The sequence below is a fragment of the Nocardiopsis sp. NPDC055551 genome, from assembly GCF_053619415.1.
Window position 1 is genome coordinate 523387 of record NZ_JBSHJJ010000002.1, and the last position, 25836, is coordinate 549222.

A 25836-nucleotide genomic window follows, 5' to 3' on the forward strand; every position below is an offset into this window, starting at 1 on the left:
GCGGCCCTCCTTTCCGGGAGATTTCGATGTGCTTCCAGCCTCGTCGCGCGCAAGATCATCGACATCGGATGAAGGGAGCGTCCTCGGGGGCGGTGAGGTGGAGCGAGAACTCCATCGAATGGTTGATGCCGCCGCACAGGCGCACGTCGTACGCTGCGGTGATGCGTTACAGCGGAGGGTGGGCGGCCGAACCGCCCGGGGTGACGACGGTGCTGCGGGCGCTGCGTCTGCTCCTGCACGCCTGCTTCCTGTTCCTGCTGGGGGTGGCCACGTCCCGCTACCTGATCGGTGCGCTCGGGCAGGGCTCCCCGGCCACGGAACCCGCCCATCCGGAGTGGACCCGGTGGGCGGTGGTGTGCGGAGCGGTCCTGCTGGGCGTGGTCTACTGCTCCGGCGCGCTGGTCGCCCGGCACGACGTCCACCGCACCCGATCACTGGCGTGGCTGGCCGCCGTCACCGTGTTGTGGGCCCTCCTGGCCTGGGCCGACCCCGACTTCGTGTGGCTGGCCTTCCCCCTGTACTTCCTGCACCTGAACCTGCTGCGCGGTGCGCACTCGGTGATCGCCGTCGTGGTCATCACCGCGACCGTGGTCCTCGGGCAGGCCCTGCACACCGGCGACCTCACGGCGGGGATGGTGCTGGGACCGGTGCTCGGGGCGGTGTTCGCGGTCGCGATCGCCGTCGGGTACATGGCCCTGCACCGCGAGAGCGAACGGCGCCGGGAACTCATCGAGACACTCACCCGCACCCGCGACGAACTCGCCGAGTCCCAACGGCGTACCGGCGTGTTGGACGAGCGCGAACGCCTGGCCCGGGAGATCCACGACACCCTCGCCCAAGGCCTGTCCAGCATCGTCCTGTTGTTGCGCTCCGCGGAGAACGCCCTGCCCGAGGACCCCGACCTGGCCGCCACCCGTATCGCGGAGGCCAGAGAGAGCGCGTCCACCAACCTCGCCGAGGCGCGCGGGTTCGTGCGCGACCTCGCACCGCCATCCCTCACCGGAGCCGACCTCCCCGAAGCCCTGAGCAGGCTCTGCGCCAAGGTCGCCCGCACCGACGGAATCGACTGCCGGCTGCGTACGGACGGCACCCCCACCGAACTACCCTCGGGCTACGAGGTGGCGTTGCTGCGCGCGGCCCAGGCCAGCCTCGCCAACGTCTCCGCGCACGCCCGCGCCACCACCGCCGTGGTCACCCTCGGCTATCTGGGGGAGGAGGTCACCCTGGACGTGTACGACGACGGGGTGGGTTTCGTACCCGAGGAGGCCCGGACCCGAGCCGACGGCAGCGGATACGGGATCACCGCGCTGCGCGAACGCGTGGCCGCCCTGGGAGGTGGGCTGCACGTGGAGTCCGCGCCCGGCGAGGGCACCGCCATCGCCGTCCGACTACCCCTGACCCGGAAGACGACTTCGTTGGAGGAGGGCCGGTGAGCACCGAGGAGGGCGCGGCGCGCCTGCGCATCCTGCTGGTGGACGACCACCCCGTCGTACGCCACGGACTCAAGGCGATGTTCGCCGAACGCGCGGACATGGACGTGGTCGCCGAAGCCGCCGATGGGAGGGCGGCCCTGGACACCCTCCGATCCGGGACGGGTGTGGACGTCGTGCTGATGGACCTGCGCATGGGGGCCGGGATGGACGGGGTCACCGCCATCCGGGCCATCACGGCCTTGACCGACCCACCGCCCGTGCTGGTGCTGACCACCTACGACACCGACGCGGACATCCTCGCCGCGGTGGAGGCCGGCGCCACCGGTTACATGCTCAAGGACGCTCCGCCGGACCAGCTGTGCGAGGCGGTGCACACCGCCGCGCGCGGACAGACCGCGCTGGCCCCCGACGTCGCCGACCGTCTCATGGACCGGCTGCGTTCGCCGGTACCGACCCTGAGCGGCCGCGAACTGGAGATCCTCGGGTTGTTGGCCATGGGCCTGTCCAACCGGGCGATCTCCAAACGGCTGTTCATCAGCGAGGCGACGGTCAAGACCCACCTGGTGCACGTGTTCGAGAAGTTGGGCGTGGACAACCGGACCGCGGCCATCACCACCGCGCTGCGCAGAGGCCTCATCCGCGTGGACTGAGCCCCTCCTTCGCCTTGGTGGCCTTGTCCGGGCGCAGACCCAGTCGGTTCAGCTCCAGTGCGGCCAATCGGTCCACCGTCGCCGACTCGTCCTCTCGCCAGGCGCGGGCCGGGTCCTCATGCACCTCCATGAGCCTGGTGGGGGAGGCCGAGGACAGCGCGCGCAGCGCCAACAACCGGGTGCGCGCCTCGGCGGACATCGCGCTCATCCGCCTGGTCGTGGTGGCGCGGTGGATCCAGCGGACACGCGCCGGCAACCAGGTCGCCGCCAGCAGGAACAGCGGAATGACCGCGACCAGCATCGGCAGGGTGAACGCCAGCGAGGCCACCGACTCCTGGAAGGAGTCTCCGGCCGCGGTCAGGGACTCGCCGGTCTCGCCGAGGTTGGTGAACGGCGTGGCCAGGGCGTCCCCGGCCAGCGGCACCTGACCGACGTTCTCGGCTGCGGTGTTCATGTGCTCGGTGAACCCCTGGCCCGTGTCGGCCATCAGTTCTCCGGGTCGGTTCAGCGACAGGATCAGGTCGCGTAGGGACAGCGCTGCGGAGATCCACACGAACACCCAGGTCAAGGCGGCCAGGTCGGAGACGAGTTGCACACAGGCGCGGACGGGGGTGTCGGCGTACGGCTTCACGGGGGCTCCCGGGGGGTCAGGGGCGGCTGGTCGTGGCCCACTCTCCCGTTACCCGTTTCGCCCCCACCACACGCGAAACCACGCTGTGGAGTCGGCGCGCATCCCCGGTCTGTCGGGGCCGGCCGCCGTCAGGGGGATTCCCGTCGTGCGCGCGAGGGGAGCAGGAACACGAGGCCGAAAGTGAGCGCCGACGCCACTCCCATGGCGATGACCGCCGTGCCGAACGACCCGGCGATGAACAGCGTGCCGAGCACCGCGACCCCGATGGCGGATCCGAGCTGCTGCACGGCGTTGAGCACCCCCGAAGCCGAACCCACCTCGTGGTCGTCGACACAGGCCAGGATGAAATCGAACAGCGGAGCGATCATCGTCCCCATGCCGAGTCCGACGATGAGCACGCCGGGCACGAGACGCCAGACGCTGTCCGCCGGTTCCGGAAACAGCGTGAACAGGGTGATGAGGCCGATGCCGGTCACGACCAGGCCGAGGTGGAGCGTTCGGCGTCCGATCCGCCGGGCGAATCGGAACCCACAGATCGAACCGATCACGATGCCGACCGACACCGGGGCGATGGCCAGTCCGGCCTCCGTCGGCGAGTAGCCGAGGTCGGTCTGGGTCGACAGGTTCAGGATCAGCGCGAACGCGGCGACGAGACCGGAGAACATGACGGCGATGAGCAGGCCGCCGGTGTAGGCGCGCTTGCGGAACAGGCTCGGCTCCACCAGAGGGAAGCTCGCCCGCCGCACCCACAGCGCGAAGAGGGCGAGGACGGCCAGTCCGACGCCGAGCATGGCGAACATCCAACTCGGCCGATCCGACTCCCCACCCTGGACGAGGGGGAACACGACGAACAGGCTGCCCGTACCGGCGAGCAGCACGCCGGGCAGGTCCAGACGGGGGCGCGCGGTCGCACGGCCGGGGTCGCCGGTCGGCAGCAGGCGCACCGCCGCCACCAGGGCGAGCACCCCCACCGGGAGGTTGATGAGGAAGCCGCTCCGCCACCCCGACCCGAACGGGTCGAGGTCGATCAGCAGGCCCGCGAGGATCGGCCCGCACACCGCGGACACACCCATGACCGGCCCGAACATCGCCAGGGCCTTGACCAGTTCCTCCGGCGGGAACATCTCCTTGATCATGCCGAAGCCCTGCGGAAGCATCACGGCCCCGAAGAGGCCTTGCAGGACCCGGCTCGCGATCAACACCCCCTCCGAGGGCGCCGCCGCGCACAGCAGGGAGGTGAGGACGAACCCGAGCACGCCGACCAAGAACATCCGCTTGCGGCCGAAGACGTCGCCCAACCGGCCCCCGGTGATCAGTCCGACGGCCATCGCGAGCGAATAGCCGGCCACGATCCATTGGACGGACGACATTCCGAGGTCGAGATCGTCACGAATGGTCGGCGCGGACACGGCCACGATCGACGCGTCGAGCAGGTCCATCGCCTCGGCACCGAGGATGACGGCGAGGGCGGCCCAACGTTTCTTGTACGGCTCGGTGCGTGCCTGGACCGCGACGGACATCATGTGTCTCCTAGACCAGGTGTAGGGGCTGGTCGTGGTATCCCCGAGGGGCGATGACCTCGTCCAACCAGTCGAAGACGCGGGCGTAGGCCGGTCGCTGCGCGCCGGCCTGGCAGTGGGCACCGGCGCCTTCCTCGGCGGTGAACCGAAGCAGGGTCTTCTCACAGGTCAGGTGCTCGTACAGCAGCTCGGGCTGGCCCTGGAAGAAGTCGTCCTCGGTGCCGGCGCACACCAGGGTGGGGCAGGAGATCCGCTCGGCGACGCCGTCGCGCAGGTGGTAGTCCAGGTAAGCGGCGGCGAACGCGCGCGGCGTGGGCGCCCCCAGGACGTACATCCCCTGCTGGACGGCCCAGCGCGCCGTCGGGTCGTCCGCCATGGCGGCTTCGAAGGCGGCGTCCATCTCGGGATCGTCGTCGGCGCGCAGCCGACGTTCGGTCTCGGCGGTCTCACCGGGCCAGAGTGAGGTGGCGACCATTCCCAGGTCGTAGACCCCGTCCAGGGCGATGAGTGCGGCGATCCGCCCGTCGAAGGCGGCGGCGCGCGGGGCGAGCAGGCCGCCCATGCTGTTGCCCAGGAGCGCGACCCGGTCGGGGTCGACCTCGGGCAGGGAGAGGGCGTGGTCGAGCACGGGGCCGACCACGTTCTCCCAGTCGGGACGGAAGGTGAGGCCCTGGTGATGGCGGGTTCCGGGCTGACCGGGTCCGTCGAAGGTGAGCACGGTGTAGCCGCGCTCCACGGCGGCCGCGGCGCCGAAGAAGTGCATCTCCTCCACGCTTCCGTCGAAGCCGTTGAACATCACCACGGTCGGTCGCGGCGCCCCGGAGTCGTCGGCCCGGTACAGGTAACCGGGCAGCCGCGTGCCCTGGTAAGGGATCTCGATCGGCTCGATGGGCGGGGTGTGCAGTGCCGCCGCTCGCCGGAAGCAGTCGACCGAGGCGTCGTAGGAGCTGCGGATACGCGGGTCGTCCGGATCTCCGTGGAGGAAGAACCCGGCGTTGCGGTAGTAGTTCGAGGCTCGCAGGAAGGTGTCGCGGGCGCTGACGCGGTGCCCTCCGGCCAGGGACTCTCGACCCTCCGAGGCGACCCGGTACGCGGTGCGCAGCCATGAGTCGTGCCAGCCGTCGTAGTCGCCCGCGGTGATGCGTCGCGCGGTCACCGCGACCTCGCCGAAGTCCGCTCCGCCGTAGGCGATGTGTCCCAGGGTTCGCAGCGTCTCGAACCAGAACTGGGTGTCGTCGGGGAATAACAGAGGCTCCATGCTCACTCCTAATGCAGTCAATGGCTGCGTTTAGGGGCACGTTAACATCGTCGCGCGCACTAACGCAATGAATGACTGCGTTAGCCTGGTGTCATGGCAGAGAACGGACAGCCGACCCCGGCCCGCCGGCCCGGCGGTCGTAGCGCCCGCGTTCGCACGTCGGTGCACCGGGCGGTCACCGATCTGGTGGACGAACTCGGATACGGAAACTTCAGCGTCGGTGACGTCGCCGCACGCGCGGGGGTCGCGGACAGCAGCATCTACCGGCGTTGGGGCGGTCTCGACGCCCTGCTCGCGGACGTCGCCCGCACGGCCCAGTCACCGATCCCTGACACCGGCGGCCTGGAGGGCGACCTGCGCGCCTACGCCGCCAACGTCGCCCGTGACATCACCGGGCCCGCCGGGCCGGCCGTGCTGCGCCTGGCCATCGCTCTGGCCGCTTCGGGACCGGACGGCGCGCGATTGCGCGACGAGTTCCTCGACGAGCGCTATCACCAACTGCGGGCCATGCTCGACCAGAGCCGTGAGCGCGGGGAACGCACACCCGAGGTCATGGAGGTGATCGACCACGTCCTGGCCCCGGTCTACTTCCGCGTCGTGTTCGGGGAAGAGCACATCGCCCCGGCCTACACGGAGGGGCTGGTCGACCGGCTGCTCAGATCTCTCACCTGAATCGCAGGGTGGCAGAAGCGCCGGATCGGTACCGGCTCGTGTGGGAGGCCAGGGGAGCGAACCGGGAACGGATCCGGTCAGGTCCGAGCGGTGGTCCCCCGGTCGCGGACGCGCACGATCTGGCTGAGCACCGCCAGCACCGGCAGTTCCACCAACGGGCCGACCACCAGGGCCACCGCGATCAACGGGCGGTCGGGGAACGCCGCCACCGCGATCGCCAGGGCCACCGGGGAGTTGCGCGCCACGGTCGTCATGGTGAGCGTGACCTTTTGGTCGGCGGGCAACCGGAGCAGCCGACTCACTCCGACCGCCACCAACGGCATGACCAGGAAGAACGCCGCCAACGGAAGGAGAAGGACCGCCAGGTCGCCCAAGTGCGCCATGACCGTGCGGGCCTGTCCGGCGAACATGGCGAACACCGCCACGTACAGCAGCGGAAGCACCGAGGCCGAGGCCGCCGACACCAGCCTTTCCTCCCGCCATTCGGCACCCCGCCAACGTAGGGCCGACCACCGGGCCACCACCGCCAGCACCAAGGGCACCACCAGGACCAGAAGCACCGCCTCCACCAGTGTGCCGGAGTCGACCATCGCCGCCTCCCCGCCCAACAACAGGATGTAGACGGGCAACAGCAGCAGTTGGAGCACCAGGTTCACCGGTAGTACGGCGGCCGCGACCCCCATGTGTCCCCGAGCCAGGCCGGTGAACACCAGGTACCAGTCCGTGCACGGGGTGACCAGGAGCAGGAGGAGCCCGATCCGCAGGTCGGGAGAGTCGCCCAACAGGCCTGTCCCGAGAGCCCACGCGAACAGCGGGGTGAACACGAAGTTCAGCACCAGACCGGTGATCACGACCGTGCGCGCGCCGCGAACCTGACGGACCTGGGCGGCGTCCACCTGGACGAACACCGCGACCAGCATGAGCATCAGCGCCGGCAGGACGAGGTGCCCGGCCACTTCACCGATCGGCCACAACAGACCGACGCCCAGTCCCAGCGCGGCGGCGAGCGCCACGAACACGCTTTGGAACTTCTCTGACGTGGACACGGTCTGGTCGCCTGCGGCTTTCCGAACAGTGGAGCGAGTGGACTGCCCACCCAGGCTAGCCGACCTCCGCAGCCGCGCCTCAGCGGATGTCTCGCGTCAGATCCCGGAACCCGGCTGAGCGGACACCCATCGAAGCGGGCGAGCGCCGTTGCTCGGGCACGATGGCTTCCCGCCATTCCGAGGGTGGGGGGAGTTCGGGCCGGTGGTGTGCCTGGCCTGGGGTGTCGGGTGTCTGGTCTTGGGGTTGTTGAGCGTTGCTCGGGTGGGTTGGTGGGGCGCCTGAGGTTTCTGGCTCTGGGGGTTGTTGGGCGGGGTGGGGGTGGGTTCTCCCTCCTTCCCCGCCGCGTGATTGTTGCCGCCCGCACCGCACGCGTCAAGGCAATGGTGAGTGCTGTAGTGATGGGATTGGTGGCCTTGACCCGTGCGGTGCGGGCGGCGGTTTGGCGGCTATCGGGGAAGGGGGAGAGTGGTTGGGGTCCCTAACGGCCCTGTGGGCCTGCGGCCCACTCCGGCCGTAGCCGGCCGGATGCCTTCCCCTCCGTCTGGCTTTCTCGTGGGGCGCGTCGCCACTACGTGACGGGTCCGGTCACGAAGGGCCCGCTACAGGTGGAGTGGGTGGTGGGGCGCGTCCCTGCGGTAGCCGGCTCTGGCAACAAGACCACGCCGAGGCCCCCAGCAGTCCCCGGTACCGGCGGGCCGTTAGCAGTGGTGGGAGCAGCCCAGGTGCCGGTACTCGGTGCCGTGCCCGTGGTGGGTAGCCCCGGAACCCTGTAGTGGGGGTGGCGGTGGCACCGATAGGACGGGTGGTCGCAGTAGGGGCCGATGTCGGCAGGTGTGTTGCCGACACCCCCAATGGGAGCCACTTCTGTCCCCGGGATATGGCTCTGGGTGGGGGTTCGCGGTGTTTCTGCCCCTGGGCATGCTGATATCCCCACAGGGCACAGGGCCCTTGGGGTCTGACACCCGCTTGGGGGTGATCTCGCGGTGGTGGTGTTCCACCTGGTGGAAACGCGTGGTCGTGGAAGCGGGTGGTGGTTAGAGGGCGGTGGCTGGGGCTGGCTCCCCCTCACCATCCCCGGAACCGGCTTCCTTACCTGTTTCTTGGTGGTTCTGGGCGTGGTGGTGCTCCCAGATCTGCCGGTTCACCTTGGCCTGCAACCGGTGCTTGAGCCGATTGTGAGTGGAGCAGAGCACCTGCATGTTGTCGGCGCTGGTGGCCCCGCCGTGGGAGAAGGGGACGATGTGGTCGTACTGCGACCAGCTACGGGGCATGTCGCAGCCTTCGTGCCATTGGCAGGTGAACTCTTTGAACCCGGCCGCTTGGCGCACCGGGTCGGGGGCGCATCGCTGCTTGCGCCCCACGTCCAGCAGGGTGCGGCCCTGGGCGTCGGTCAGGAACCGGCGCAGCCAGCTGTTGGGGGTCAGGCGGGCCACCATCTGGTCGGGGATGACCACCCCATCCTCCGTGACGGCCGGTTCAGCGGTGTCGTCTCCGAGGAAGCGCTTGAGGGGGACGGTGATGTTCAACGTGGCTAGGGCCTGGGGGGCTTTGGCGCACTCACGGTGGCCCAGCGCGGTCTCGAAGATCCGCATCATCGCGTCATAGACCCGCTGATGCTTCGGCATCGCGGCGTTCTCCGGCCCGTACGGTTCGGTGTAAGCCTTCAGGGCGGCCTGGATGAGCTCGTTATCGGCCCCCGGCCCCCACATCCGTAGCAGAAACCCGGACTCGAACGTGGGAGAGAATTGCGCGCCCCGGTTCTCGAACGTTTCGTCATAGTCCCGGTCGGCCTTGTCGGGGTCCAGGCGGGCCACGAACCATTTCGCCGCGTCCCGCAACTGGCGCACCGAGGCCTGCGGGCACTCGGCCTTGAAACCGATCAGCCCGAATTCCAACCGGGCCCGAAACCCCTCCACATCCGGGTGGGTGGCCCGGAAATCCTCATCACCCTTTTCCCACACCCGCGCCCACTCGGTAGTGGCTTTTTCGGTGGAGGTCGCGATCGCGCACGCCTCACCCAGCGACAAGGCGCTGGTCTGGAAGGCTTCTTCCACCAGGGGCAGCTGTTGCTTGTACAACGCCCGGGCGAGGGTGGCGAGGTTGCGGGCCTCGGCCGGAGAGGTGCCCCACTGGTGGGTGACCCAGGCTTGGATGCTGCGCTGGCCGCCCTCTTCCAACAGGGCTCCGGTGGCCTCCATGCGGGCCAGGGCGGGCAGCATCCCGTAGCGGATGCGGTCTGTTTCCTGGTTGAGCCGGCGAAACTGGGCGAGCACATCGGTTTCACATCCGAAGGGGATATCCCGTTCGGAGAATTCCACCGCGATCTCCCGCGCACCCGCCATCGCCTGATCGACCGGGGTGTTCCCGGTCGGGCGCGGTGTGCTGGGAGGAAAGCTCATACTCTGATTATATGCGAACACCCCAGGGAATGGCAGACCTGCTCGCCAGTTTATTCAACCTATTTCCAGGATGGCGAATGCGCCTACCATAGAGAGGGTGGCCATTTTGGGTTATCCACAGCCCCTTTTCCCGCGACTTTCCCACCACCAGAGCCGGCCGCCGCAGGGACGCGGCCGGCCCCGTGCCTGGCCTGTAGCGGGCCCTTCGTTACCTCACCGGTCACGTAGTGGCGACGCGCTCAACGAGGACACCAGAGGGAGGGGAAGGCATCCGGCCGGCTGCGGCCGGAGTGGGCCGCAGGCCCACAGGGCCGTTGGGACCTCAACCACTCTCCCCCCTTCCCCGATAGCCGCCAAACCGCCGCCCGCACCGCACGGGTCAAGGCCACCAACCCCATCGTCACAGCACTCAACATCGCCTTGACGCGTGCGGTGCGGGCGGCAACAATCACGCGGCGGGGAAGGAGGGAGAACCCACCCCCACCCCGCCAGGCCACCGGAAGGGCCCCTACCTGAGGCGCCCCCTACACACCCGACACCCGCACAACCTCCCTCACCCCTCACACCACAACCCCACCCGCACCCCACACCCAACCCCCACAGGCCAGGACCATCGCCCACTCCCTACGCTCAGCCGGTGACCTCTCCTCGCCCGATCGCCGCCTGCCTGCGCGCTTCCACGTCCGCGACCAAAAGGTCCACCATCTCCTCCGTCACACCCATCCCGAACGTGGACAGCGCCACGATCGGCATCGAGTCGGCCATTCGCAACAGCTCCTCCGGAACCGAGTCCAGTTCCTCCATCCCGGCCCGGATCTCGGCCAGCACCGGCCCGCCGATCGCGTTCGCGCGCCAGTCCTCGATCGTGGAACTCCTGGTCAGCGGAGGCACGAAGCGGTCCCCGGAGCTGACGACCTCTCCGCTCAGCCGAATATCCCGGGAGGAGGCCCCCACCGAAACCGTGTAGGTACCGGCCACCAGCGACCACCGGTGGTGTTCGGCATCCCAGGTGGACAGGTCGCGCCCACGGACGGCCAACTCCACCCGTGTGCTCTCCCCGGGCTCCAAGGCCACCTTCGCGAACCCGCGCAGTTCGCGCACCGGCCGGGTCGGATACTCCTGCGTCAACCCCGTGTACAGCTGGACGACCTCCTGTCCGGCCCGCGTGCCACCGTTGGCAACGGTGAGCGCCACCGTCCACGCGTCCGTCCCGTCCTCGGTAACCTCCAAGTCGGAGTAGTCGAACGTGGTGTAGGTGAGCCCGAATCCGAACGGGTACGCCACCGGTCGATCCAGGGTGTCGAAGTGTCGGTACCCCACGAACACCCCCTCGCCATAGCACACGTGTCCACGCTCGCCGGGGAAGTTCAGGTAGGAGGCGTGATCACTGAGCTTCAGAGGAATGGTCTCGGTGAGCCGCCCGGACGGGGAGACCGCGCCGGTCAGCACGTCCACCGTGGCCGCGCCACCTTCCTGTCCCAGCAGCCACCCCTCCAACACGGCGTCGGCGTCACCCTGCCAGTCGGCCACCGACACCACCCCACCGTTGGACAGCACCACCACGACCCGCTCGCTCACCCGTCGAATCCGGGCCAGCAGTTCGACCTGTTCGGCGGGCAGGTCGATGTCGGTGCGGTCGAAGCCCTCTGATTCCAGGGCCTCCGGCAGCCCGAGGAACAGCACGGTGGTGTCGCACTCCTCCGCCAGCGCCACCGCCTCCTCGGCCAGGTTCGGCGCCGCGGTCCCGTCCAGGGTGAACCCGGGGGCGAAGCGCACCGGAAACTCCTCGGCCACCTCATCGAACGCGTCCAGCGCGCCGGTCACCCGGGTCGGCACCATGTGGGAGGAGCCCCCGCCCTGGTAGCGGGGTGTGCGAGCGAACTCGCCCACGACCGCGATCGAACGGCCCGGGACCAGTGGCAGCGCCTCGCCCTCGTTCTTCAACAGCACCAGCGCCTCGGTCGCGGCCTCGCGGGCCAACGCCTGGTGGGCCTCGTGCTCGGGCGAACGCGAGGTGTCGGTGGTCACCCGGTCCTGCACGCGAACCAACCGCTCCACCACGGTGTCCAGCACCGAATCGTCCAGCTCGCCCCGCTTCACCGCGTCGACGATCCGGTCGTCGGTGCCGCTGGGCGGCATCTCCAGGTCCAGTCCGGCGCGCACGGCCTCGACCCGGTCGACCACGGCGCCCCAGTCGGAGACCACCGCTCCCTCGAACCCCCACTCCTCGCGCAGCAACGTGGTGAGCAGCCACGGGTCCTGGCTGGTGTACACCCCGTTGAGCCGGTTGTAGGAGCACATCACCATCGCCGGGTCGGTGGTGCGGATGACCTCCTCGAACGCCGGTAGGTAGATCTCGCGTAGCGTGCGTTCGTCCACGTCGGAGCTGGACCGCATCCGGTCGGTCTCCTGGTTGTTGGCGGCGAAGTGCTTCACGCACGCCCCCACACCCTCGGATTGAACGCCCTCGACCAGCGCGGCGGCGATCCGCGCGGTGACGTGCGGGTCCTCGGACACGTACTCGAAGTTGCGGCCGCACAGCGGGGAACGCTTGATGTTCATGCCCGGGCCCAGCACCACGTCCACGCCCATGGCGCTCGCCTCGGTGCCCAGGGCCGCGCCGACCCGCTGAACCAGGTCGACGTTCCAGGTGGTGCCGAGCCCGACCGCCGGCGGGAAGCAGGTGGCGGGCACACTGCTACCGATGCCGAGGTGATCGCCCTCCTCCAACTGCTGTCGGATGCCGTGCGGGCCGTCGGCCAGGTGCAGACGGCGCAGTACACCCGGGATCGGGGTGCTGTGCCAGACCCCGGACCCGGAGGTGGCGGCGGCCTTCGCGGCCAGGTCGGGTTCGAGGCGGGACATTTCGGTGCTCATGAGGGCCTTTCGTCAGTGGTGGGGGCGGGGGCCGACGTGGGGATTCCCAAGGTGTGCAGGAAGGAGACGATCGCGGCGCGCATGTCGACGGCGCCGGGGTCGAGGAGCCACTGCACTTGGAGTCCGTCCTGGAGGGCGATGAACTGCGTGGCGGCGACCTCGGGGGTGGACTCCGGGCGGCCGTCGAGGAGGGTGGCGAACGCCGACGTGAGGTGTTCGCGCAGTACGCGGTAGCGACCGAAGAAGTAGTCGTGCGCGGGGTGGGCGGGGTCCGTGGCCTCCGCGGACAGGTTGACGAAGAGGGAGACCAGGCCAGGGGATTCGGTGTTGCGTTCGACGAGCTTGACGAGGTTGTCGATGAGTGCGCGGTGGCTCAGGTCCGGGTCCAGGACGAGCGGGGCGTCGATCTCGTCGCGCCTGCTCAAAACGTGTATGAGCAGGGCTTCCTTGTTGGGGAAGTGGTGCAGGACCCCGGCGTGGGAGAGGCCTGAGTGGGCGGCGATGTCGCGGAGGGAGACGGCCCGGTAGCCGGAGCGGGAGAAGAGTTCGGCGGCGGCGTCGATGACGTGCCCACGGGTGCGTTCGCCCTTGGTCGGACGCTGTCGCGGGTGCTCTGTGTCGGTCACGGGGCTCTCCTCGCACACGATCTCGTGGCGGCGGCACAAAACCTACCGCCTGGTCAGATTGTGGCACAAGGCACAGTTGGCGGATTCGTGGTGGGTCCCGCCGGACCCCCCGTGCGCACGCCCCGCACACGGAAAAGGCCCCTCCCGCCGACCTTCGCGTCGGTGGAAAGGGCCCGGTGGGCCGCCGAGACGACCCTCGCGCGGTCAGATGACCGGCTCCTCCTGGCGCAGCAGCTCCAGCGCGGGCGCGTACAGGCGGGCCTTGATGGTGCCCAGGGTGGCGGCGTCCTTGCCGGCCAGGGAGCGGGCCAGCTCGATGGCGGTGGGGCGCACCTCCTCCTCGGCCACGGCTCGGTCCACGATGGCGGCCTTCGCGGCGTCCTCGCCACCGTAACGACGGGCGGTCACCATGGCCTCGTGCGCGGTCTGCGGAGCCAGGCGGGCCTGGATCAGCGCCGACATCGCCGGGGTGAAGGGGATGTTGATGTCGGCCTCGGGCAGGCACCAAAAGCCCCGGTCGGCGCGCATCACGCGCAGGTCGTGTGCCAGGGAGAACATCGCGCCGGCGGCGAAGGTGTGCCCCTGTAGGGCCGCCACGGTGGGCATCGGCAGGGCCAGCAGGCGCCCGAACAGCCGGTGGACGCTCGTGACGTACTCCTTGTAGCGGTCGCCGTTGGCCATGAGCCACTCAAGGTCCAGGCCGTTGGAGTAGAACTTGCCGGTGGCGGTGGTGACCAGGGCGCGCGGGCCCTCGGCCTCCTCGGCCTCGTCCAAGGCGGCGTTGACCGAGGCGAGCCAGTCCGGGTGGAAGCGGTTCTCCCCGTCACCGATATCGAGAACGAAGACCTCGTCGTGGCGTTCGAGCGTGGGCATGGTGCGCTGCCTTCCTTCGTGGGTCGGACGGTCGGTGGTCCAAATGTTACTGGCCGGTAACCACATGGGCCAGCATAGACCAGGAGAAACGACCCCGCGGAAAAACAGGTACCGTCCGTCCGCCGGATGCCCCTATCATCGGCGCCATGTCCAGTGCTTCGTGTGCGGCCGCCTGCGCCGCGGTGACGAGGACGCTCCGCTAGCGGCGGGGCGTTCCTCCACTTCTCCATAGAACGTTCCTCCGCTCTGCCGTCGAACCGGAGCGGCGCTTTCGTGCTGCCCGGAACCTCTTTCGAGCAACGGAGCACTCGGTGTCTTCAGACATCCTTTCCTGCCGGGGCGATTCCTCCCCGGCACGCGCGTGGCTGGTGCTGTGCTGCATGGCCATGCTGCAGTTCTTCATCGCGGTCGACGTGACCGTGGTCAACGTCGCCCTTCCCTCGATCGGCGCGGACTTCGGCGTCGGCGGCCACGCCCTGACCTGGGTCGTCGTCGGGTACACGATCACCGGCGGCGGGCTGCTGATGCTCGGCGGTCGCCTGGGCGACGTACTCGGCAGGCGCCGCGTCCTGGTGCTGGGCACGACCGTCTTCGGCGCGGCCTCCCTGCTGGCCGGACTCGCCCCGTCGTTCGCCGTGCTGGTGATCGCGCGACTGTTGCAGGGCGTGGGCGAAGCGCTCGCGCTGCCGGCGGCGATGTCGGTGATCGTGCTCATGTTCCCCGAGGGGCCGCGCCGATCCCGGGCGCTGAGCGTATGGGCGGCGGTCGCCAGTTGCGGCCTCGTCCTCGGTTTCGTGCTCTCCGGCGTCATCACCGAACTGCTCGGCTGGCGGTGGATCTTCCTGCTGTCCGTCCCGTTCATCCTGGTGGTCCTCGTCGCGGCGATCCTGCTCGTGCCGAGCGAACGCTCCACCGAGTCGACGCCCTTGGACCTGCCGGGTTCGCTGCTGTTGGTCGCGGCCCCGCTGCTGTTCGTCCTCGGCGTCGTCGAGGCGGGGGAGGCCGATGGCGCGCTGCCGTGGCTGCCACCGGTGGCGCTGGCCGGCGCGGTGGTGGCCACGGCCCTGTTCATCAGGGTCGAGCGCCGGTCTCCGAACCCGCTCGTGCCGCTGCGGCTCTTCCGCAACCGACCGCGCGTCCTGGCCAACGCCGCCACCGTCCTGTTGAGCGCGGCCCTGTCCACCTCGTTCCTGCTGTTCACCTTCTACCTACAGAACAGGCTGGGAATCGGCCCGTTCCAGACCGGTCTGCTGATGCTGCCCTTGGCCGCGGCCCTGATCGTGGTCTCGGTGCTGGTCCCTCGGATCCTCGAACGATGGGGCGCCCGGGCCTGTGTCCTGACCGGCATCGGCTTCACCGTGGCGGCGATGGCGTTCATCGCCCTGGCCGCGTCCTTCGGGGCGGGCGGACCGGTGATGATCCCGGCCATGGTGCTGATCGCCGCCGGGATGGGGTTCGGAATCGTCGGCCTTCAGTACGTCGCGGTGACCGGAGTGACCGAATCCGACGTCGGCATCGCCTCCGGTGTCCAACGCGCCGCCGACCAACTGGGGGGTTCCACCGGAATCACGGTCTACGTCGGCATCGGGTTCGCGCCCGCCCTGGGCGGCTTCGATCCGTTCCTGGTCAGTAGCCTCCTGGCCATCGCCGGACTCGTGGTCGCCGGGTTCGTCGCCTGGCGGATCTCCCTGCCCGCCGAGGCGGCTCGGGAACAGACCGTCTGATCCCGAAGGCTGTGCCCGGACGCGATACCGACCGGGCACAGCCGCTGGATCACCGACCCCGGGCGTCGGTCTTCGCGGCGTCCGCGACGTACTCCTTGAAGCTGCGTGCCGGGCGCCCGAGGGCGCGCTCCACCCCGCCTGTGGTCGCCGTGTTCCGTCCGTCCAGGACCTCCCCGAACAGCGCGGCCAACCCCTGGGCCACCTCCTCGGGAATGCCCTGTGCGGCAGACGCCGCGACGAACTCCTCGACGCTCACCCGCCGGTACTCCACGGGGTGGCCGGCCGCCGCGCCCAGCACCTTGCCCACCTCGGTGAACGTGAGCGCTCGCGGGCCGGTCATCTCGTACACCTCCCCGGCGTGCCCGTCCTCGGTGAGAGCCAGGGTGGCGACCTCGGCCACGTCGTCCAGGTCCACGAACGGCTCCGGAACGTCCGCCACCGGCAGGGCCAGCGTTCCCGACAGGACGGCCGGTACGAAGAAGTGCTCGGAGAAGTTCTGCGCGAAGAAGGAGCAGCGCAGCACGGTCAGTCCGGGAAAGACCGCCCGGACCTGTTCTTCCGCGCGCTGTGCCTCCGGTTCGCCCCGTCCGGACAGCAGCGCCATGCGGCGCACGCCGTGTTCGGTGGCGCGCGTGGCGAACGCGGTCACGGTCTCGGCCGCCCCGGGCAGGGCCAGGTCGGGGTGATAGCAGAGGTAGACGGCGTCCGACCCATCCAGAACGGCGTCCCAGGTGTCGGGGGAGCCCCAGTCGAAGGGCGGCGTACCGCTCTCCTGGTGCCCCGACCGGGAAGCGACCCTGTGGTCGACGCCGCGTTCGGTCAGAAGTCGGGTGACGCGGCGACCGGTCATCCCGGTGCCGCCGGTGACGAGAACCCGCTGCGGGCTGTTGTTCGTATCCATGTCCTCAGTACATCGAAGAAGACCTGGACGGAACATGGTTCATCTGCTGGAATGCATAAGAGAACATCCAGAATCCGATTGATCGGGGAAGGCCCATGGATCCCCTGGGGCACCTGTTCGACAGCCCGCGCGCCCGCTCGGCCTTCACCCTGCGCCTGGTCATGGGCCCACCCTGGTCGATCGACGTTCGGGTGGGGGCCGCCCTGGACCTGGTCGTGGTGACCTCGGGGACCCTGTGGCTGGACACCGGTGACGAACGGGTCGAGGCCGCCCCCGGGGACGTACTCCTGGTCCGAGGCCCCGAACCCTACGTGGCCTCCGACCGCCCCGGTCGGGTTCCGACCATCACCATCGAACCGGGGCAGCGGTGCGTGGCCGACGACGGCACCGAAGTCCACCTGAGTCTGTGTCACGGGGTCGGAACCTGGGGAAACGACCCGGACGGCGAACACGGCGCGATCATCGGTTCCTACGAGGACACCGGGGAGGTCGGTCGCCTGGCCCTGGCCGCGTTGCCCAGGCTGGCGGTGTTGCCCGCCGGTTCGGTCGACCCCATGGTCGTCTCCCTCCTCACCAGGGAGATCACCACCGCTCGGGTGGCCCAGAGCACGCTCAACGACCGTCTCCTCGACTGCTTGCTGGTCATGGCGGTCCGCGCCTGGTTGGAGTCGCATCCGGACGCCGCCCCGAACTGGCTCAGCGGCCGGCGGGACATGGTCGCCGCCCAGGCCCTGGACCTGATGCACGAACAGCCCACCCGCCCGTGGACCCTGGACGTCCTGGCCGGAGAGTGCGCCGTCTCCCGTGCCACCCTGGCGGACCGGTTCTCTCGGGCGGTGGGCGACCCACCCATGTCCTACCTGCGAACCTGGCGGCTGACCCTGGCCTGCGACCTGTTGGTCTCCGAACCCGACCTCGGACTGGAGGCGCTGGCCGCCCGGGTGGGCTACGGGAGCGGGTTCGCGTTCAGCGCCGCCTTCAAGAGGCAGGTCGGCACGAGCCCGTCCGGGTATCGAAGGTCCAAGACCTCCGGCGTCCGGACGGTCGGAGCCCCGTAGGATGTGGCCCCGCCGCGACCCGCACCGCCCCCACCGGAAGGGAATCCGTTGAGCGACCGCACCCAGGCCTTCACCGGGCTCACCGAGAACTACCGGGCCCACCGGCCGGACTACCCCTCGGAGACGCTGGACGTCCTGCGGGGCCATGTGTTCGACGGTGTCGCCGAGCCCCGGTTGCTGCTCGACGTCGGTTCCGGCACCGGAATCTCCACCCGCGCCCTGCGCGTGCTCTTCGGCGATGGCCCCAGGGTGGTGGGGGTCGAGCCCGGACGCGACATGCGCGCCACCGCCACCGCCGAGGACGGCGGGGTCGAGTACGTGGACGCCCGCGCCGAGGAGATCCCGTTCCCGAGTGGTTCCGCCGCCCTGGTCCTCACCGCCCAGGCCGTGCACTGGTTCGACCGCCCCGCCTTCTTCGCCGAGGCCGTCCGACTCCTGGAACCGGGCGGGACCCTGGCGGTGCTCAGCAACGACCGTGTCCTGGACAGCGCGTTCACCGACGATCACGAGACCCTGTTGGAGCGGCACAGCCCCGGATACGACCGCCACTACCGTTCCTACGACCTGGTCGGAGAGTTGTCGGCCCCCGAAGGGCTGACCGGAGCCACCGAACACACCTTCGGCTGGACCCGTGAACTCACCCCCGACGGCTACCTCGGCATGGCCATGTCCTCCAGCAGGATGGCGGCCGCGGCCCGGGAGATCGGAGAGGGCCGCCTGCGCACCGAACTGCGCGCCATCGCCGACCACCACTTCCCCGACGGGCGGGTCCTGGTCCCCTACACCGCCAGGTTGGTCCTGGCCCGCCGCGTCCGAGAACACCGGGTCGGGTAGGGGTCGGGAAGGGAGGAACCGTGGAACTCGGCACGCTGGGCCACCTGATGGTCGCCACCGCCGTCCTGGTCTGGGGCTACGTCCTCTACCGGCTGGTCCGCCGCCAGGTGAGCCGGGAGAACGATCCCGACGACCCCGGGTTCGGCCCCGGTGGTCCCCTGCGTGATCTATGAGGTTTTGCGTGAATCGTCCCCCTCACTGACGTTGACCAAAGATGCCCCGGGAAAGGCTCCGGGCCAAGGCCCGGGACCTCGGGCCGGGAATCGACGGTGAGGGAACACACCCATGGCGCAGCTGATCGTATTGGGGGTCGCCGACCGCGACACCGCGGAGAAGGCGCTCGACATCGCATCCGACCTGGGCAAACAGGAACTCCTCCGACTGGAGGACGCGGCCTACGCCTACAAGGACGACAAGGGGCGCCCGCGCATCCACCAGACCTTTCACCTGACCGGCTATGGTGCCGCCGGGGGCGCGCTGTGGGGCACCCTCATCGGCATGCTCTTCCTCAATCCGCTCCTGGGCCTGGCCGTGGGGGCCGGCACGGGCGCGATCGCGGGAAAGCTCAGCGACGTGGGCATCGACGACGACATGATCAAGCAGATCGGTTCCGAACTCGAAAAGGACCGCGCCGCGGTGTTCCTGCTCGCCGATGACGCCACCATCGACCGGGTCGTCGACGCGTTCAAGCCTTTGCACCCCACAGTCATCCAGACCAACCTGTCCAAGGACGGTGAACGGGAACTCGTCGAGGCGCTCCGCTCCTGACGGACCTGGATCCCGAGGGCCCCAGAGCCTTCCCCCGCCGCCGACACGGGCCGCCCGTGTCGGCGGCCGTCGGTACGACGAGGAGACAGTGATGATCGGGAACGGACACGAGGGCGCGGCTATCGGAGACGATTTCGCCGACGCCGACCGTGGACTCATCGCCAGACTGGAACCGGGACAGGTCAAGAACGAACAGGGCCGGGTGGTGTGGGACACCGAGGCCTACGCCTTCCTGGACCAGGACCGCCCCGACACCGTCCACCCCGGCCTGTGGCGTCAGTCCCGCCTGTGCGCGAAGCAGGGCTTGTACGAGGTCACCAAGGGGATCTACCAGGTCCGAGGCCTGGACCTGTCCAACATGACGCTGGTCGAGGGCGACCAAGGCGTCCTGGTCATCGACCCCTTGGTCTCCGCCGAGACCGCGAGGGCCGGCCTGGAGCTGTACCGTTCCCAACGCGGTGATCGGCCGGTCAGCGGGGTCCTCTACTCGCACTCCCACGTCGACCACTTCGGTGGGGTCGGTGGTGTCACCGAGGGCAACGTGCCGATCCTCGCCCCGAAGTGGTTCATGGAGAACGCCGCTTCGGAGAACGTCTACACCGGCCCCGCGATGGCCCGCCGCGGGTTGTTCCACACCGGGGCCTACCTGTCGCCGGGGCCCCGAGGTCAGATCGGGATGGGGCTGGGGCAGGCGAGCTCCACCGGCACCATCACCCTCATCGCGCCCAACCGGAACATCACCCGTACCGGCCAGGAGGAGGTCGTCGACGGGGTGCGCATCGTCTTCCAGATGACCCCCGGCACCGAAGCGCCCGCGGAGATGAACTTCTACTTCCCCGAACACCGGGCGTTGTGCATGGCGGAGAACGCCACCCACAACCTGCACAACCTCATCACCCTGCGCGGGGCGCCGGTCCGGGACGCGCGTGCCTGGGCACGGTACCTGGACGAGGCCGTGGAGTTGTTCGCGTACGACTCCGACGTGCTGTTCGCCTCCCACCACTGGCCCACCTGGGACACCGACCGGATCGTCCGCTTCCTGTGCGAACAACGCGACCTCTACGCCTACCTGCACGACCAGACGATCAGGATGATGAACCTGGGGATGGTGGGTTCGGAGATCGCCGAACGGATCCAGATGCCTCCCGCGTTGGAGCGCGCCTGGCACACCCGCGGTTATTACGGTTCGGTGAGTCACAACGTCAAGGCGATCTATCAGCGATACATGGGCTGGTTCGACGGCAACCCCGCCCACCTGTGGCAACACCCGCCGGAGGAGGCGGCGTGGCGGTACGTGGAGTGCATGGGCGGCATCGACGAAGTGGTCCGCAAGGCCGACGGGTACAAGGCCGAGGGCGATCTCAGGTTCGCCGCCACCCTGCTCGACCACGCGGTGTTCTCCCATCCCGAGCACGAGGGAGCGCGCGCCGCGCTGGTGGAGGTCTACGAACGGCTGGGGTTCGGTTCGGAGAACGGCACCTGGCGAAACTTCTACCTCCAAGGCGCGGCCGAACTGCGGAACGGCAAGCCGGAGACCGCGATGGAGACCGGTACGGGGGTGACCTCGGCGCTGTCGCTGGAGCAGCTCTTCACCTCTGTGGGGATCCGGGTCAACGGTCCCAAGGCGTGGGAGGAGTGCTTCGTCATCGACTGGGTGTTCACCGACCTGAACACCACCCACCGGACCACCCTCTCCAACGGGGCGTTCACCACCAGGGAGAAGCCGCGTCGGGGGGAACCGGACCTGACCGTCACCCTGAACAAGTTCCGGCTATTGCGGCTGCTCGCGGGCAAGGGCACGGAGGGCATGTCGTTCGAGGGCGACGAGACGCTGGTGGACAGGTTGCTGGGTCTGTTGGAGCTCCCGGATCCGGTCTTCGCCATCGTCACGCCCTGACCGTCACGCCCCGAGCCGGCCGGAGACCCGGCGCATGGACACCGTGACCAGCCCCTCCTCTGTCCCGCGGGCTCAGGCGAGGGGCTTCTTGAAGCCCACGTGCGACGCCTCGTATCCCAGGCGCTCGTAGAAACGGAGGGCGTCCACACGGGTGGCGTCGGAGGTCAGTTGGAGCAGTACGCAGCCGAGCTCCCTCGCTCGGCCTTCGGCCCACTCCAGCAGCTCGGTGCCGAGCCCGCCGCCGCGTTCGTCGGCGTGCACCCGTACCCCCTCCACCTGCGCGCGGGTGGCCGCCGTCCTGGACAGCCCTGGAAGAACGGTCAACTGGAGGGTGCCCACCACTCGCCCGTCCCGTCGGGCCACCGCCAGGTACTGGTGGGGGTCGGAGTCGATCACCTCGAAGGCCTTCAGGTAGGGGGTGAGGTCGTCGGGGGTCTCTCGGGACGCGCCGAGGGGGTCGTCGGTGAGCATGGCCACGATCGCCGGGATGTCCTCGGCACGCGCGCGTTCGATGGTCGGCATGGGGATCAAGATACGCGGCGACGGTGACACCCGGTGTCAATTACCGTTGACCCATGGAGAGCACCGAACGACTGGAAGAGATCGCCAGGTCCCTGCGGGGCGAGAGCACCCTGGAGTCGCTGGAATCACTCGTGGAGTTGCGCTCGGAGTCCGAACGCGTCGAGGCGGTTCTGGTGCGCCGCGCCCGTAACCAGGGGCTCACCTGGGCCCGGATCGCCGAGGCGCTCGGGGTGTCCAAACAGGCCATCCACAAGAAGTACGGCGGGCGTGGCCTGCTGGGATCGCAGAAGTAGCCCGAAGGGACCGCTCGGCGCACCCCACGCGCGCACGAGATCGACACAGGGTGGGACGCGCTCAGCACCGACCGTGTTCGAACCACCTAGGGTCTGAGTGAACAGTCCAGGTCTCGACGTTCGGAACGAAAACAAACAGGGGGAGAAGCATGCCCGTTTCCAAGGAAGTCCACCTCGTCGCCCGACCCGATGGGGAGCCGAAGCCGGAGGACTTCGCAGTGGTCGAGACCACCGTCGAAGCGCCGGGCCCCGGCCAGATCCAGGTCCGCAACGACTGGATCTCCGTCGACCCCTACATGCGGGGCCGCATGAACGACACCAAATCCTACGTGGCGCCGTTCCGGCTCGGCGAGGTCATGGACGGCGGTGCGGTCGGTACCGTCGTGGCCTCCGAGAGCCCCGACGTGCCCGTCGGCGCGAGTGTCCTGCACTTCCAGGGCTGGCGCCAGTACGCGCTGATGGACGCCGCCCGCGCCAAGGTGGTCGACACCGAGGCCGCGCCCGCCCAGGCCTACCTGAGCGCGCTCGGCATGGTCGGCCTCACCGCCTACGCGGGCCTGACCGCCATCGCCGAACTCAAGGAGGGCGACGTCGTGTTCGTCTCCGGTGCGGCGGGCGCGGTGGGCAGCCTCGCCGGGCAGATGGCCAAGCGACTGGGCGCGTCCAAGGTCATCGGCTCCGCCGGCGGTCCCGAGAAGAAGCGCCGCCTGCTGGAGGAGTTCGGCTTCGACGCCGCCATCGACTACCGCGAGGGCGACCTGGAGGGGCAACTCGCCGAGGCCGCGCCGGACGGCATCGACGTCTACTTCGACAACGTCGGCGGCGACCACCTGCGTGCGGCCATCCAGGGGATGCGCGTCCACGGACGCGCCGCCCTGTGCGGGGCCATCTCGGTCTACAACGACACCGAACCGGCCCCCGGTCCGGACAACCTCGGCCTACTCGTCGGTAAGCGGGTCAAGCTCCAGGGTTTCCTGGTCGGTGACCACGGTGATCTGGCCCCCGAGTACTACGAGCGCGCGGCCGGATGGCTGGCGGAAGGCAAGCTGCACAGCAAGGTGACGGTGGTCGACGGGATCGACAACGCGGTCGACGCGTTCCTCGGCATGATGCGCGGCGCCAACACCGGCAAGATGCTGGTGCGTCTGCCCGCCTGACCCCGCTTTCGCCTCCTGACCGGGAGCCGCCGGCCGGGGGTGGCCGGCGGCTCAGGAGTGCCTGAAATCACCGTGGAGACCGTTTCCCGTCGATGGTTCATCCGATCATCGAGAAAGCCCATCACAGGGCCGATTCCGGTATCGACCGATCAGAGTCGAAAATAAACCTCTTTGGGGCTCGATGACCGTTTCCGGTCGGGATCATCGACCCCCGTACCAGGGAGAACATGCCCACCAATGGGCACTTCGGCGGGGGTATGAATCCGCTGGACGCCACTGCCGGGCGACACCTTTTCGGGGGCTCGCCCTCTGAAGTGGCCAGGCGCCCGGCAGAGGCGTACAGTCCTCTCTTGGTGCGCCGGGAAATCAGGTCGGCGAACACCTCAGCTCTCTACGCGAAATCAGATCCATGACCGTTGTCCCCCGTCGCGCCGCGCGCGTCTATCGCTCCGAGAACGCCGAGCGTTCCGTGCACGCCTGGTGTCACAAGGCCCTGAGCCGGTGGCCCGACCTCGGGCCCCTCCCACCCGTGGAGACCGGCCTGGGGCCCACACAGGCCTTTCGTGCCCTGGGCGGGTCCGGAACCCCGGTCCTGGTCCTGTCGGGCACCAACTTCAACGCCGCCACCACGGTCCCCGCCGCCCGCGCGCTCGCCGCGGACCGGCCGGTACTGCTGGTCGACCCTCCGGGACAGCCGGGCTTGAGCTGCAACAAGCGCAACGCCGGTTCCCGGACGGAGGCCTACGGTGAGTGGCTCGACGAACTCCTACCGCAGATCACCGACCGCCCGGTCATCCTCCTGGGACACTCCCGGGGCGCCGCGATCGCGCTGTCCTCGACCCCGAGCCCGCTGGTCGCCGGACTGATGCTGCTCAACCCCGCCGGGTTGACGGCCGCCGGGGTCAGCTCGGAGTCGATGCGCGTCACCCTGCCGTGGATGATCCACCCCAACGAGCAGAACAGCACCCGACTGATCGAGTTCCTCAGCGGTCCGTCCACGGACACCGATTGCGCCGAGTACCGTTCCGAGGCCGAGTGGCTGACGCTGGTGGCCCGCCACTGCCGCACCAACTCCACACCGACTCCTCTGTACGGGGAGTTCTTCAGGGCCTGGGCCGGAACCCCGGTCACCGTGGCCACCGGGTCGCACGACCCGTTCTTCTCACCCGCGCGACTGCACGGACCGGCCCGCCGCTTCCTGCACACCCAGGTGCGCACCATCGAGGGCGCCGGGCACCTGTCCCTCTACGAGCAGCCAGAGAAGGTCGCCGAACTCCTCCGCGAGTTCGACGCCTGAGAACCGACCGCCGAGCCGCGCGTCCGGCTTCCACCGGACGCGCCGGGAGTACCGCCGCGGGGGCTCATCCGTGCGCCAGCGCCGATCGTAGGTCGGACACCGTCGTGAATCGGTGCCCCCGCAGCCCCAGGTCCCGCGCGGCCGCCACGTTGGTGGCGTTGTCGTCCACGAACAGGACGCCCTCGGCGGGGGACCCCAACCGTTCCAGACACCACTCGAAGGCCGCGGTCTCGGGCTTGGCGTGCCCGATCCGGCAGGACAACCCCAGCACAGGGAACAGGTCGAGCACTTCGGGGAAGCGTTCCTCGAACCGTTTCGCGAGGTCTTCGGGGATGTTCGACAGCAACCCGACGGCTCTGCCCGACGCGGCCAGCCCCTGCACCACCTCGACGGACTCGTCGTTGATCCGTGACCAGCTGTCCAGGTCCAGGGTGATCAGGTGCTCCACCTGTTCGGGGGTGAAGGGAGCGCCCAGACGCTCACCGACCGTCTTCCAGTACGTGGGACCATCGAGGTCGCCCCGGTCATAGGGTTGCCGCCGCGCCCAGTAGGCCTCCCAGAAGGAGTCGTGGTCGTGGCCGGAGAACTCCACCATTTGTTCGCGGACCTTCACCGACTGGTCCATGGCGACCACACCGAACATGTCGAACAGCACGGCGTTCACGGGCTTCCCCCAGGATTCGAGATCGAGTACAAAGGATCTCCCTACCCGCGCCCCACCCCCGCCAACCCGGGTGTGGGGCGTCTTCGTGTGGTCAGGACCGTACTCCCAGGACGGGCAGCAGGACCTCGTCGACGATCCGTTCCTCGTAGCCCTTCGGTGGGAGCTCGCCGGGGTGGTCCACGGCGTACTTCAACATCAGGGACTCGCCGATGTCGGCGGTGAGGTCGTTGACCCTGGCCGGGTCGATGTGCCCGAGGGCGGCGTAGTGCTCCATCACGCGCCGGGTGAAGCGTTCGCCCTGAGGGTCGTACACCTCCGTCCACATCCGCCGGTGGAGTTCGGGACGCACCATGGCCTCGGAGTTCACCGCCAGCATCGCGGGTCCCAGGATCCGATCGCCCATGAGTTCGCGCATGAGTCCGATCGCCGCGACCAGGTCTTCTCGTAGGCCGCCGGCGTCGGCCGTGGGGTTCTCACGCGGGTAGCGCTCCCGGAGGGCCTCGATGAGTATGTCCTCCGGCGAGGTCCAGCGCCGGTAGAGCGAGGTCTTGGCGGTCTCCGCGCGACGGGCGATCCCCTCCATGGTGAGGCCGGGCAGACCGGTCTCGGCGACTTCGAGGAGTACGGCCTGGTGGATGGCGTCGAGGAGTTCCCGACCGCGCCGGCGCGTGGTCTTGGCGGCCGGCCGCTTGTGGTCATTCATGTACGTCCGTTCATAAGAAACGATCACGTATC

24 protein-coding genes are annotated in these 25836 nt (G+C 69.2%); 12 read left to right on the forward strand and 12 right to left on the reverse strand.

The window, feature by feature from the left end; genetic code table 11:
- The first annotated feature begins 161 nt into the window (after positions 1-161).
- Both ACWGSK_RS06100 and ACWGSK_RS06105 read left to right on the forward strand, forming a co-directional pair.
- Complete coding sequence (locus tag ACWGSK_RS06100) at positions 162-1433, forward strand: sensor histidine kinase (protein WP_358510240.1); 1272 nt, start codon at positions 162-164, stop codon at positions 1431-1433.
- Entirely contained in the window at positions 1430-2083 is a 654-nt protein-coding gene (locus tag ACWGSK_RS06105; RefSeq protein ID WP_358510243.1) for a response regulator transcription factor, read from the forward strand. The genes ACWGSK_RS06100 and ACWGSK_RS06105 overlap by 4 nt, the downstream gene beginning before the upstream one ends.
- On the opposite strand, the gene ACWGSK_RS06110 is transcribed toward ACWGSK_RS06105, so the two are convergent.
- From ACWGSK_RS06110 to ACWGSK_RS06120, 3 genes are all read right to left on the reverse strand, one after another.
- Entirely contained in the window at positions 2067-2714 is a 648-nt protein-coding gene (locus tag ACWGSK_RS06110; protein ID WP_452455330.1) for a hypothetical protein, read from the reverse strand. The genes ACWGSK_RS06105 and ACWGSK_RS06110 overlap by 17 nt on opposite strands.
- A 128-nt stretch (positions 2715-2842) precedes the next feature.
- Positions 2843-4237, reverse strand: a complete 1395-nt coding sequence (locus ACWGSK_RS06115; protein ID WP_452455331.1) for an MFS transporter — start codon at positions 4235-4237, stop codon at positions 2843-2845.
- Positions 4238-4244: 7 nt separating this feature from the next.
- Positions 4245-5492 (reverse strand): alpha/beta hydrolase family protein, encoded by a 1248-nt coding sequence (locus tag ACWGSK_RS06120; protein WP_452455332.1) that lies wholly within the window; start codon positions 5490-5492, stop codon positions 4245-4247.
- A gap of 93 nt (positions 5493-5585) precedes the next feature.
- On the opposite strand from ACWGSK_RS06120, the gene ACWGSK_RS06125 reads away from it, so the two are divergent.
- Positions 5586-6164 (forward strand): TetR/AcrR family transcriptional regulator, encoded by a 579-nt coding sequence (locus ACWGSK_RS06125; protein ID WP_452455333.1) that lies wholly within the window; start codon positions 5586-5588, stop codon positions 6162-6164.
- Between the two features lie 77 nt (positions 6165-6241).
- Here the strand turns inward: ACWGSK_RS06125 and ACWGSK_RS06130 are convergent, their stop codons facing one another.
- The 5 genes from ACWGSK_RS06130 to ACWGSK_RS06150 form a co-directional block, all read right to left on the reverse strand.
- The gene (locus ACWGSK_RS06130; RefSeq protein WP_452455334.1) at positions 6242-7210 is read right to left on the reverse strand and encodes an arsenic resistance protein; all 969 of its coding nucleotides are present in this window, start codon (positions 7208-7210) and stop codon (positions 6242-6244) included.
- Positions 7211-8245: 1035 nt separating this feature from the next.
- Entirely contained in the window at positions 8246-9610 is a 1365-nt protein-coding gene (locus tag ACWGSK_RS06135) for a DUF222 domain-containing protein (RefSeq protein WP_452455335.1), read from the reverse strand.
- Between the two features lie 630 nt (positions 9611-10240).
- Entirely contained in the window at positions 10241-12487 is a 2247-nt protein-coding gene (locus ACWGSK_RS06140; RefSeq protein ID WP_452455336.1) for a glycoside hydrolase family 3 C-terminal domain-containing protein, read from the reverse strand.
- On the reverse strand, positions 12484-13113 hold the full coding sequence (locus ACWGSK_RS06145) for a TetR/AcrR family transcriptional regulator (protein WP_452455337.1): 630 nt from the start codon (positions 13111-13113) through the stop codon (positions 12484-12486). The genes ACWGSK_RS06140 and ACWGSK_RS06145 overlap by 4 nt, the downstream gene beginning before the upstream one ends.
- A 204-nt stretch (positions 13114-13317) precedes the next feature.
- Positions 13318-13986, reverse strand: coding sequence for an enoyl-CoA hydratase-related protein (locus ACWGSK_RS06150; RefSeq protein WP_358516222.1), 669 nt, complete (start codon positions 13984-13986; stop codon positions 13318-13320).
- Between the two features lie 311 nt (positions 13987-14297).
- Here ACWGSK_RS06150 and ACWGSK_RS06155 point away from each other — a divergent pair, with 311 nt between their 5' ends.
- Entirely contained in the window at positions 14298-15710 is a 1413-nt protein-coding gene (locus ACWGSK_RS06155) for an MFS transporter (RefSeq protein ID WP_452455338.1), read from the forward strand.
- A 49-nt stretch (positions 15711-15759) separates the two neighbouring features.
- Here ACWGSK_RS06155 and ACWGSK_RS06160 read toward each other — a convergent pair whose 3' ends face one another.
- Positions 15760-16611, reverse strand: a complete 852-nt coding sequence (locus tag ACWGSK_RS06160; RefSeq protein ID WP_452455339.1) for an NAD-dependent epimerase/dehydratase family protein — start codon at positions 16609-16611, stop codon at positions 15760-15762.
- Between the two features lie 95 nt (positions 16612-16706).
- Here ACWGSK_RS06160 and ACWGSK_RS06165 point away from each other — a divergent pair, with 95 nt between their 5' ends.
- The 5 genes from ACWGSK_RS06165 (at position 16707) to ACWGSK_RS06185 (ending at position 21168) form a co-directional block, all read left to right on the forward strand.
- Positions 16707-17669: an AraC family transcriptional regulator gene (locus ACWGSK_RS06165; protein ID WP_452455340.1), complete on the forward strand. Its 963-nt coding sequence runs from the start codon at positions 16707-16709 to the stop codon at positions 17667-17669.
- 48 nt (positions 17670-17717) lie between these two features.
- Positions 17718-18503 carry a class I SAM-dependent methyltransferase gene (locus tag ACWGSK_RS06170; RefSeq protein ID WP_452455341.1) on the forward strand — a complete coding sequence of 262 codons (786 nt, stop codon included), beginning with the start codon at positions 17718-17720 and terminating at the stop codon, positions 18501-18503.
- A 20-nt stretch (positions 18504-18523) separates the two neighbouring features.
- A complete protein-coding gene (locus ACWGSK_RS06175; protein WP_190318584.1) occupies positions 18524-18676 on the forward strand; it encodes a hypothetical protein in 153 nt (50 codons plus the stop codon).
- Positions 18677-18788: 112 nt separating this feature from the next.
- On the forward strand, positions 18789-19271 hold the full coding sequence (locus ACWGSK_RS06180) for a DUF1269 domain-containing protein (RefSeq protein ID WP_358508430.1): 483 nt from the start codon (positions 18789-18791) through the stop codon (positions 19269-19271).
- Between the two features lie 91 nt (positions 19272-19362).
- Positions 19363-21168, forward strand: coding sequence for an alkyl/aryl-sulfatase (locus tag ACWGSK_RS06185; protein ID WP_452455342.1), 1806 nt, complete (start codon positions 19363-19365; stop codon positions 21166-21168).
- A gap of 72 nt (positions 21169-21240) precedes the next feature.
- On the opposite strand, the gene ACWGSK_RS06190 is transcribed toward ACWGSK_RS06185, so the two are convergent.
- The gene (locus ACWGSK_RS06190) at positions 21241-21690 is read right to left on the reverse strand and encodes a GNAT family N-acetyltransferase (protein ID WP_358508426.1); all 450 of its coding nucleotides are present in this window, start codon (positions 21688-21690) and stop codon (positions 21241-21243) included.
- 53 nt (positions 21691-21743) lie between these two features.
- On the opposite strand from ACWGSK_RS06190, the gene ACWGSK_RS06195 reads away from it, so the two are divergent.
- The 3 genes from ACWGSK_RS06195 to ACWGSK_RS06205 all read left to right on the forward strand — a co-directional run bounded on the left by ACWGSK_RS06195 (position 21744) and on the right by ACWGSK_RS06205 (position 24437).
- Entirely contained in the window at positions 21744-21983 is a 240-nt protein-coding gene (locus ACWGSK_RS06195; RefSeq protein WP_358508424.1) for a helix-turn-helix domain-containing protein, read from the forward strand.
- 149 nt (positions 21984-22132) lie between these two features.
- On the forward strand, positions 22133-23140 hold the full coding sequence (locus ACWGSK_RS06200) for an NADP-dependent oxidoreductase (protein ID WP_358508422.1): 1008 nt from the start codon (positions 22133-22135) through the stop codon (positions 23138-23140).
- 409 nt (positions 23141-23549) lie between these two features.
- Positions 23550-24437, forward strand: a complete 888-nt coding sequence (locus ACWGSK_RS06205; protein WP_358508376.1) for an alpha/beta fold hydrolase — start codon at positions 23550-23552, stop codon at positions 24435-24437.
- Between the two features lie 64 nt (positions 24438-24501).
- Here the strand turns inward: ACWGSK_RS06205 and ACWGSK_RS06210 are convergent, their stop codons facing one another.
- Together ACWGSK_RS06210 and ACWGSK_RS06215 are read right to left on the reverse strand one after the other, a co-directional pair.
- Positions 24502-25101 carry an HAD family hydrolase gene (locus ACWGSK_RS06210; RefSeq protein ID WP_358508374.1) on the reverse strand — a complete coding sequence of 200 codons (600 nt, stop codon included), beginning with the start codon at positions 25099-25101 and terminating at the stop codon, positions 24502-24504.
- A gap of 91 nt (positions 25102-25192) precedes the next feature.
- Positions 25193-25804, reverse strand: coding sequence for a TetR/AcrR family transcriptional regulator (locus tag ACWGSK_RS06215; protein WP_358508372.1), 612 nt, complete (start codon positions 25802-25804; stop codon positions 25193-25195).
- Between the last annotated feature and the right edge of the window lie 32 nt (positions 25805-25836).

What these genes read in the sequence shown, in the direction of transcription:
- ACWGSK_RS06100 (WP_358510240.1), top strand. Translation starts at nt 162, where the DNA reads ATGCGTTACAGCGGAGGGTGGGCGGCCGAACCGCCCGGGGTGACGACG.
- ACWGSK_RS06115 (WP_452455331.1), bottom strand. Translation starts at nt 4,237, where the DNA reads ATGATGTCCGTCGCGGTCCAGGCACGCACCGAGCCGTACAAGAAACGT.
- ACWGSK_RS06120 (WP_452455332.1), bottom strand. Translation starts at nt 5,492, where the DNA reads ATGGAGCCTCTGTTATTCCCCGACGACACCCAGTTCTGGTTCGAGACG.
- ACWGSK_RS06125 (WP_452455333.1), top strand. Translation starts at nt 5,586, where the DNA reads ATGGCAGAGAACGGACAGCCGACCCCGGCCCGCCGGCCCGGCGGTCGT.
- ACWGSK_RS06135 (WP_452455335.1), bottom strand. Translation starts at nt 9,610, where the DNA reads ATGAGCTTTCCTCCCAGCACACCGCGCCCGACCGGGAACACCCCGGTC.
- ACWGSK_RS06140 (WP_452455336.1), bottom strand. Translation starts at nt 12,487, where the DNA reads ATGAGCACCGAAATGTCCCGCCTCGAACCCGACCTGGCCGCGAAGGCC.
- ACWGSK_RS06150 (WP_358516222.1), bottom strand. Translation starts at nt 13,986, where the DNA reads ATGCCCACGCTCGAACGCCACGACGAGGTCTTCGTTCTCGATATCGGT.
- ACWGSK_RS06160 (WP_452455339.1), bottom strand. Translation starts at nt 16,611, where the DNA reads ATGGATACGAACAACAGCCCGCAGCGGGTTCTCGTCACCGGCGGCACC.
- ACWGSK_RS06165 (WP_452455340.1), top strand. Translation starts at nt 16,707, where the DNA reads ATGGATCCCCTGGGGCACCTGTTCGACAGCCCGCGCGCCCGCTCGGCC.
- ACWGSK_RS06180 (WP_358508430.1), top strand. Translation starts at nt 18,789, where the DNA reads ATGGCGCAGCTGATCGTATTGGGGGTCGCCGACCGCGACACCGCGGAG.
- ACWGSK_RS06185 (WP_452455342.1), top strand. Translation starts at nt 19,363, where the DNA reads ATGATCGGGAACGGACACGAGGGCGCGGCTATCGGAGACGATTTCGCC.
- ACWGSK_RS06190 (WP_358508426.1), bottom strand. Translation starts at nt 21,690, where the DNA reads ATGCCGACCATCGAACGCGCGCGTGCCGAGGACATCCCGGCGATCGTG.
- ACWGSK_RS06195 (WP_358508424.1), top strand. Translation starts at nt 21,744, where the DNA reads ATGGAGAGCACCGAACGACTGGAAGAGATCGCCAGGTCCCTGCGGGGC.
- ACWGSK_RS06200 (WP_358508422.1), top strand. Translation starts at nt 22,133, where the DNA reads ATGCCCGTTTCCAAGGAAGTCCACCTCGTCGCCCGACCCGATGGGGAG.
- ACWGSK_RS06205 (WP_358508376.1), top strand. Translation starts at nt 23,550, where the DNA reads ATGACCGTTGTCCCCCGTCGCGCCGCGCGCGTCTATCGCTCCGAGAAC.
- ACWGSK_RS06215 (WP_358508372.1), bottom strand. Translation starts at nt 25,804, where the DNA reads ATGAATGACCACAAGCGGCCGGCCGCCAAGACCACGCGCCGGCGCGGT.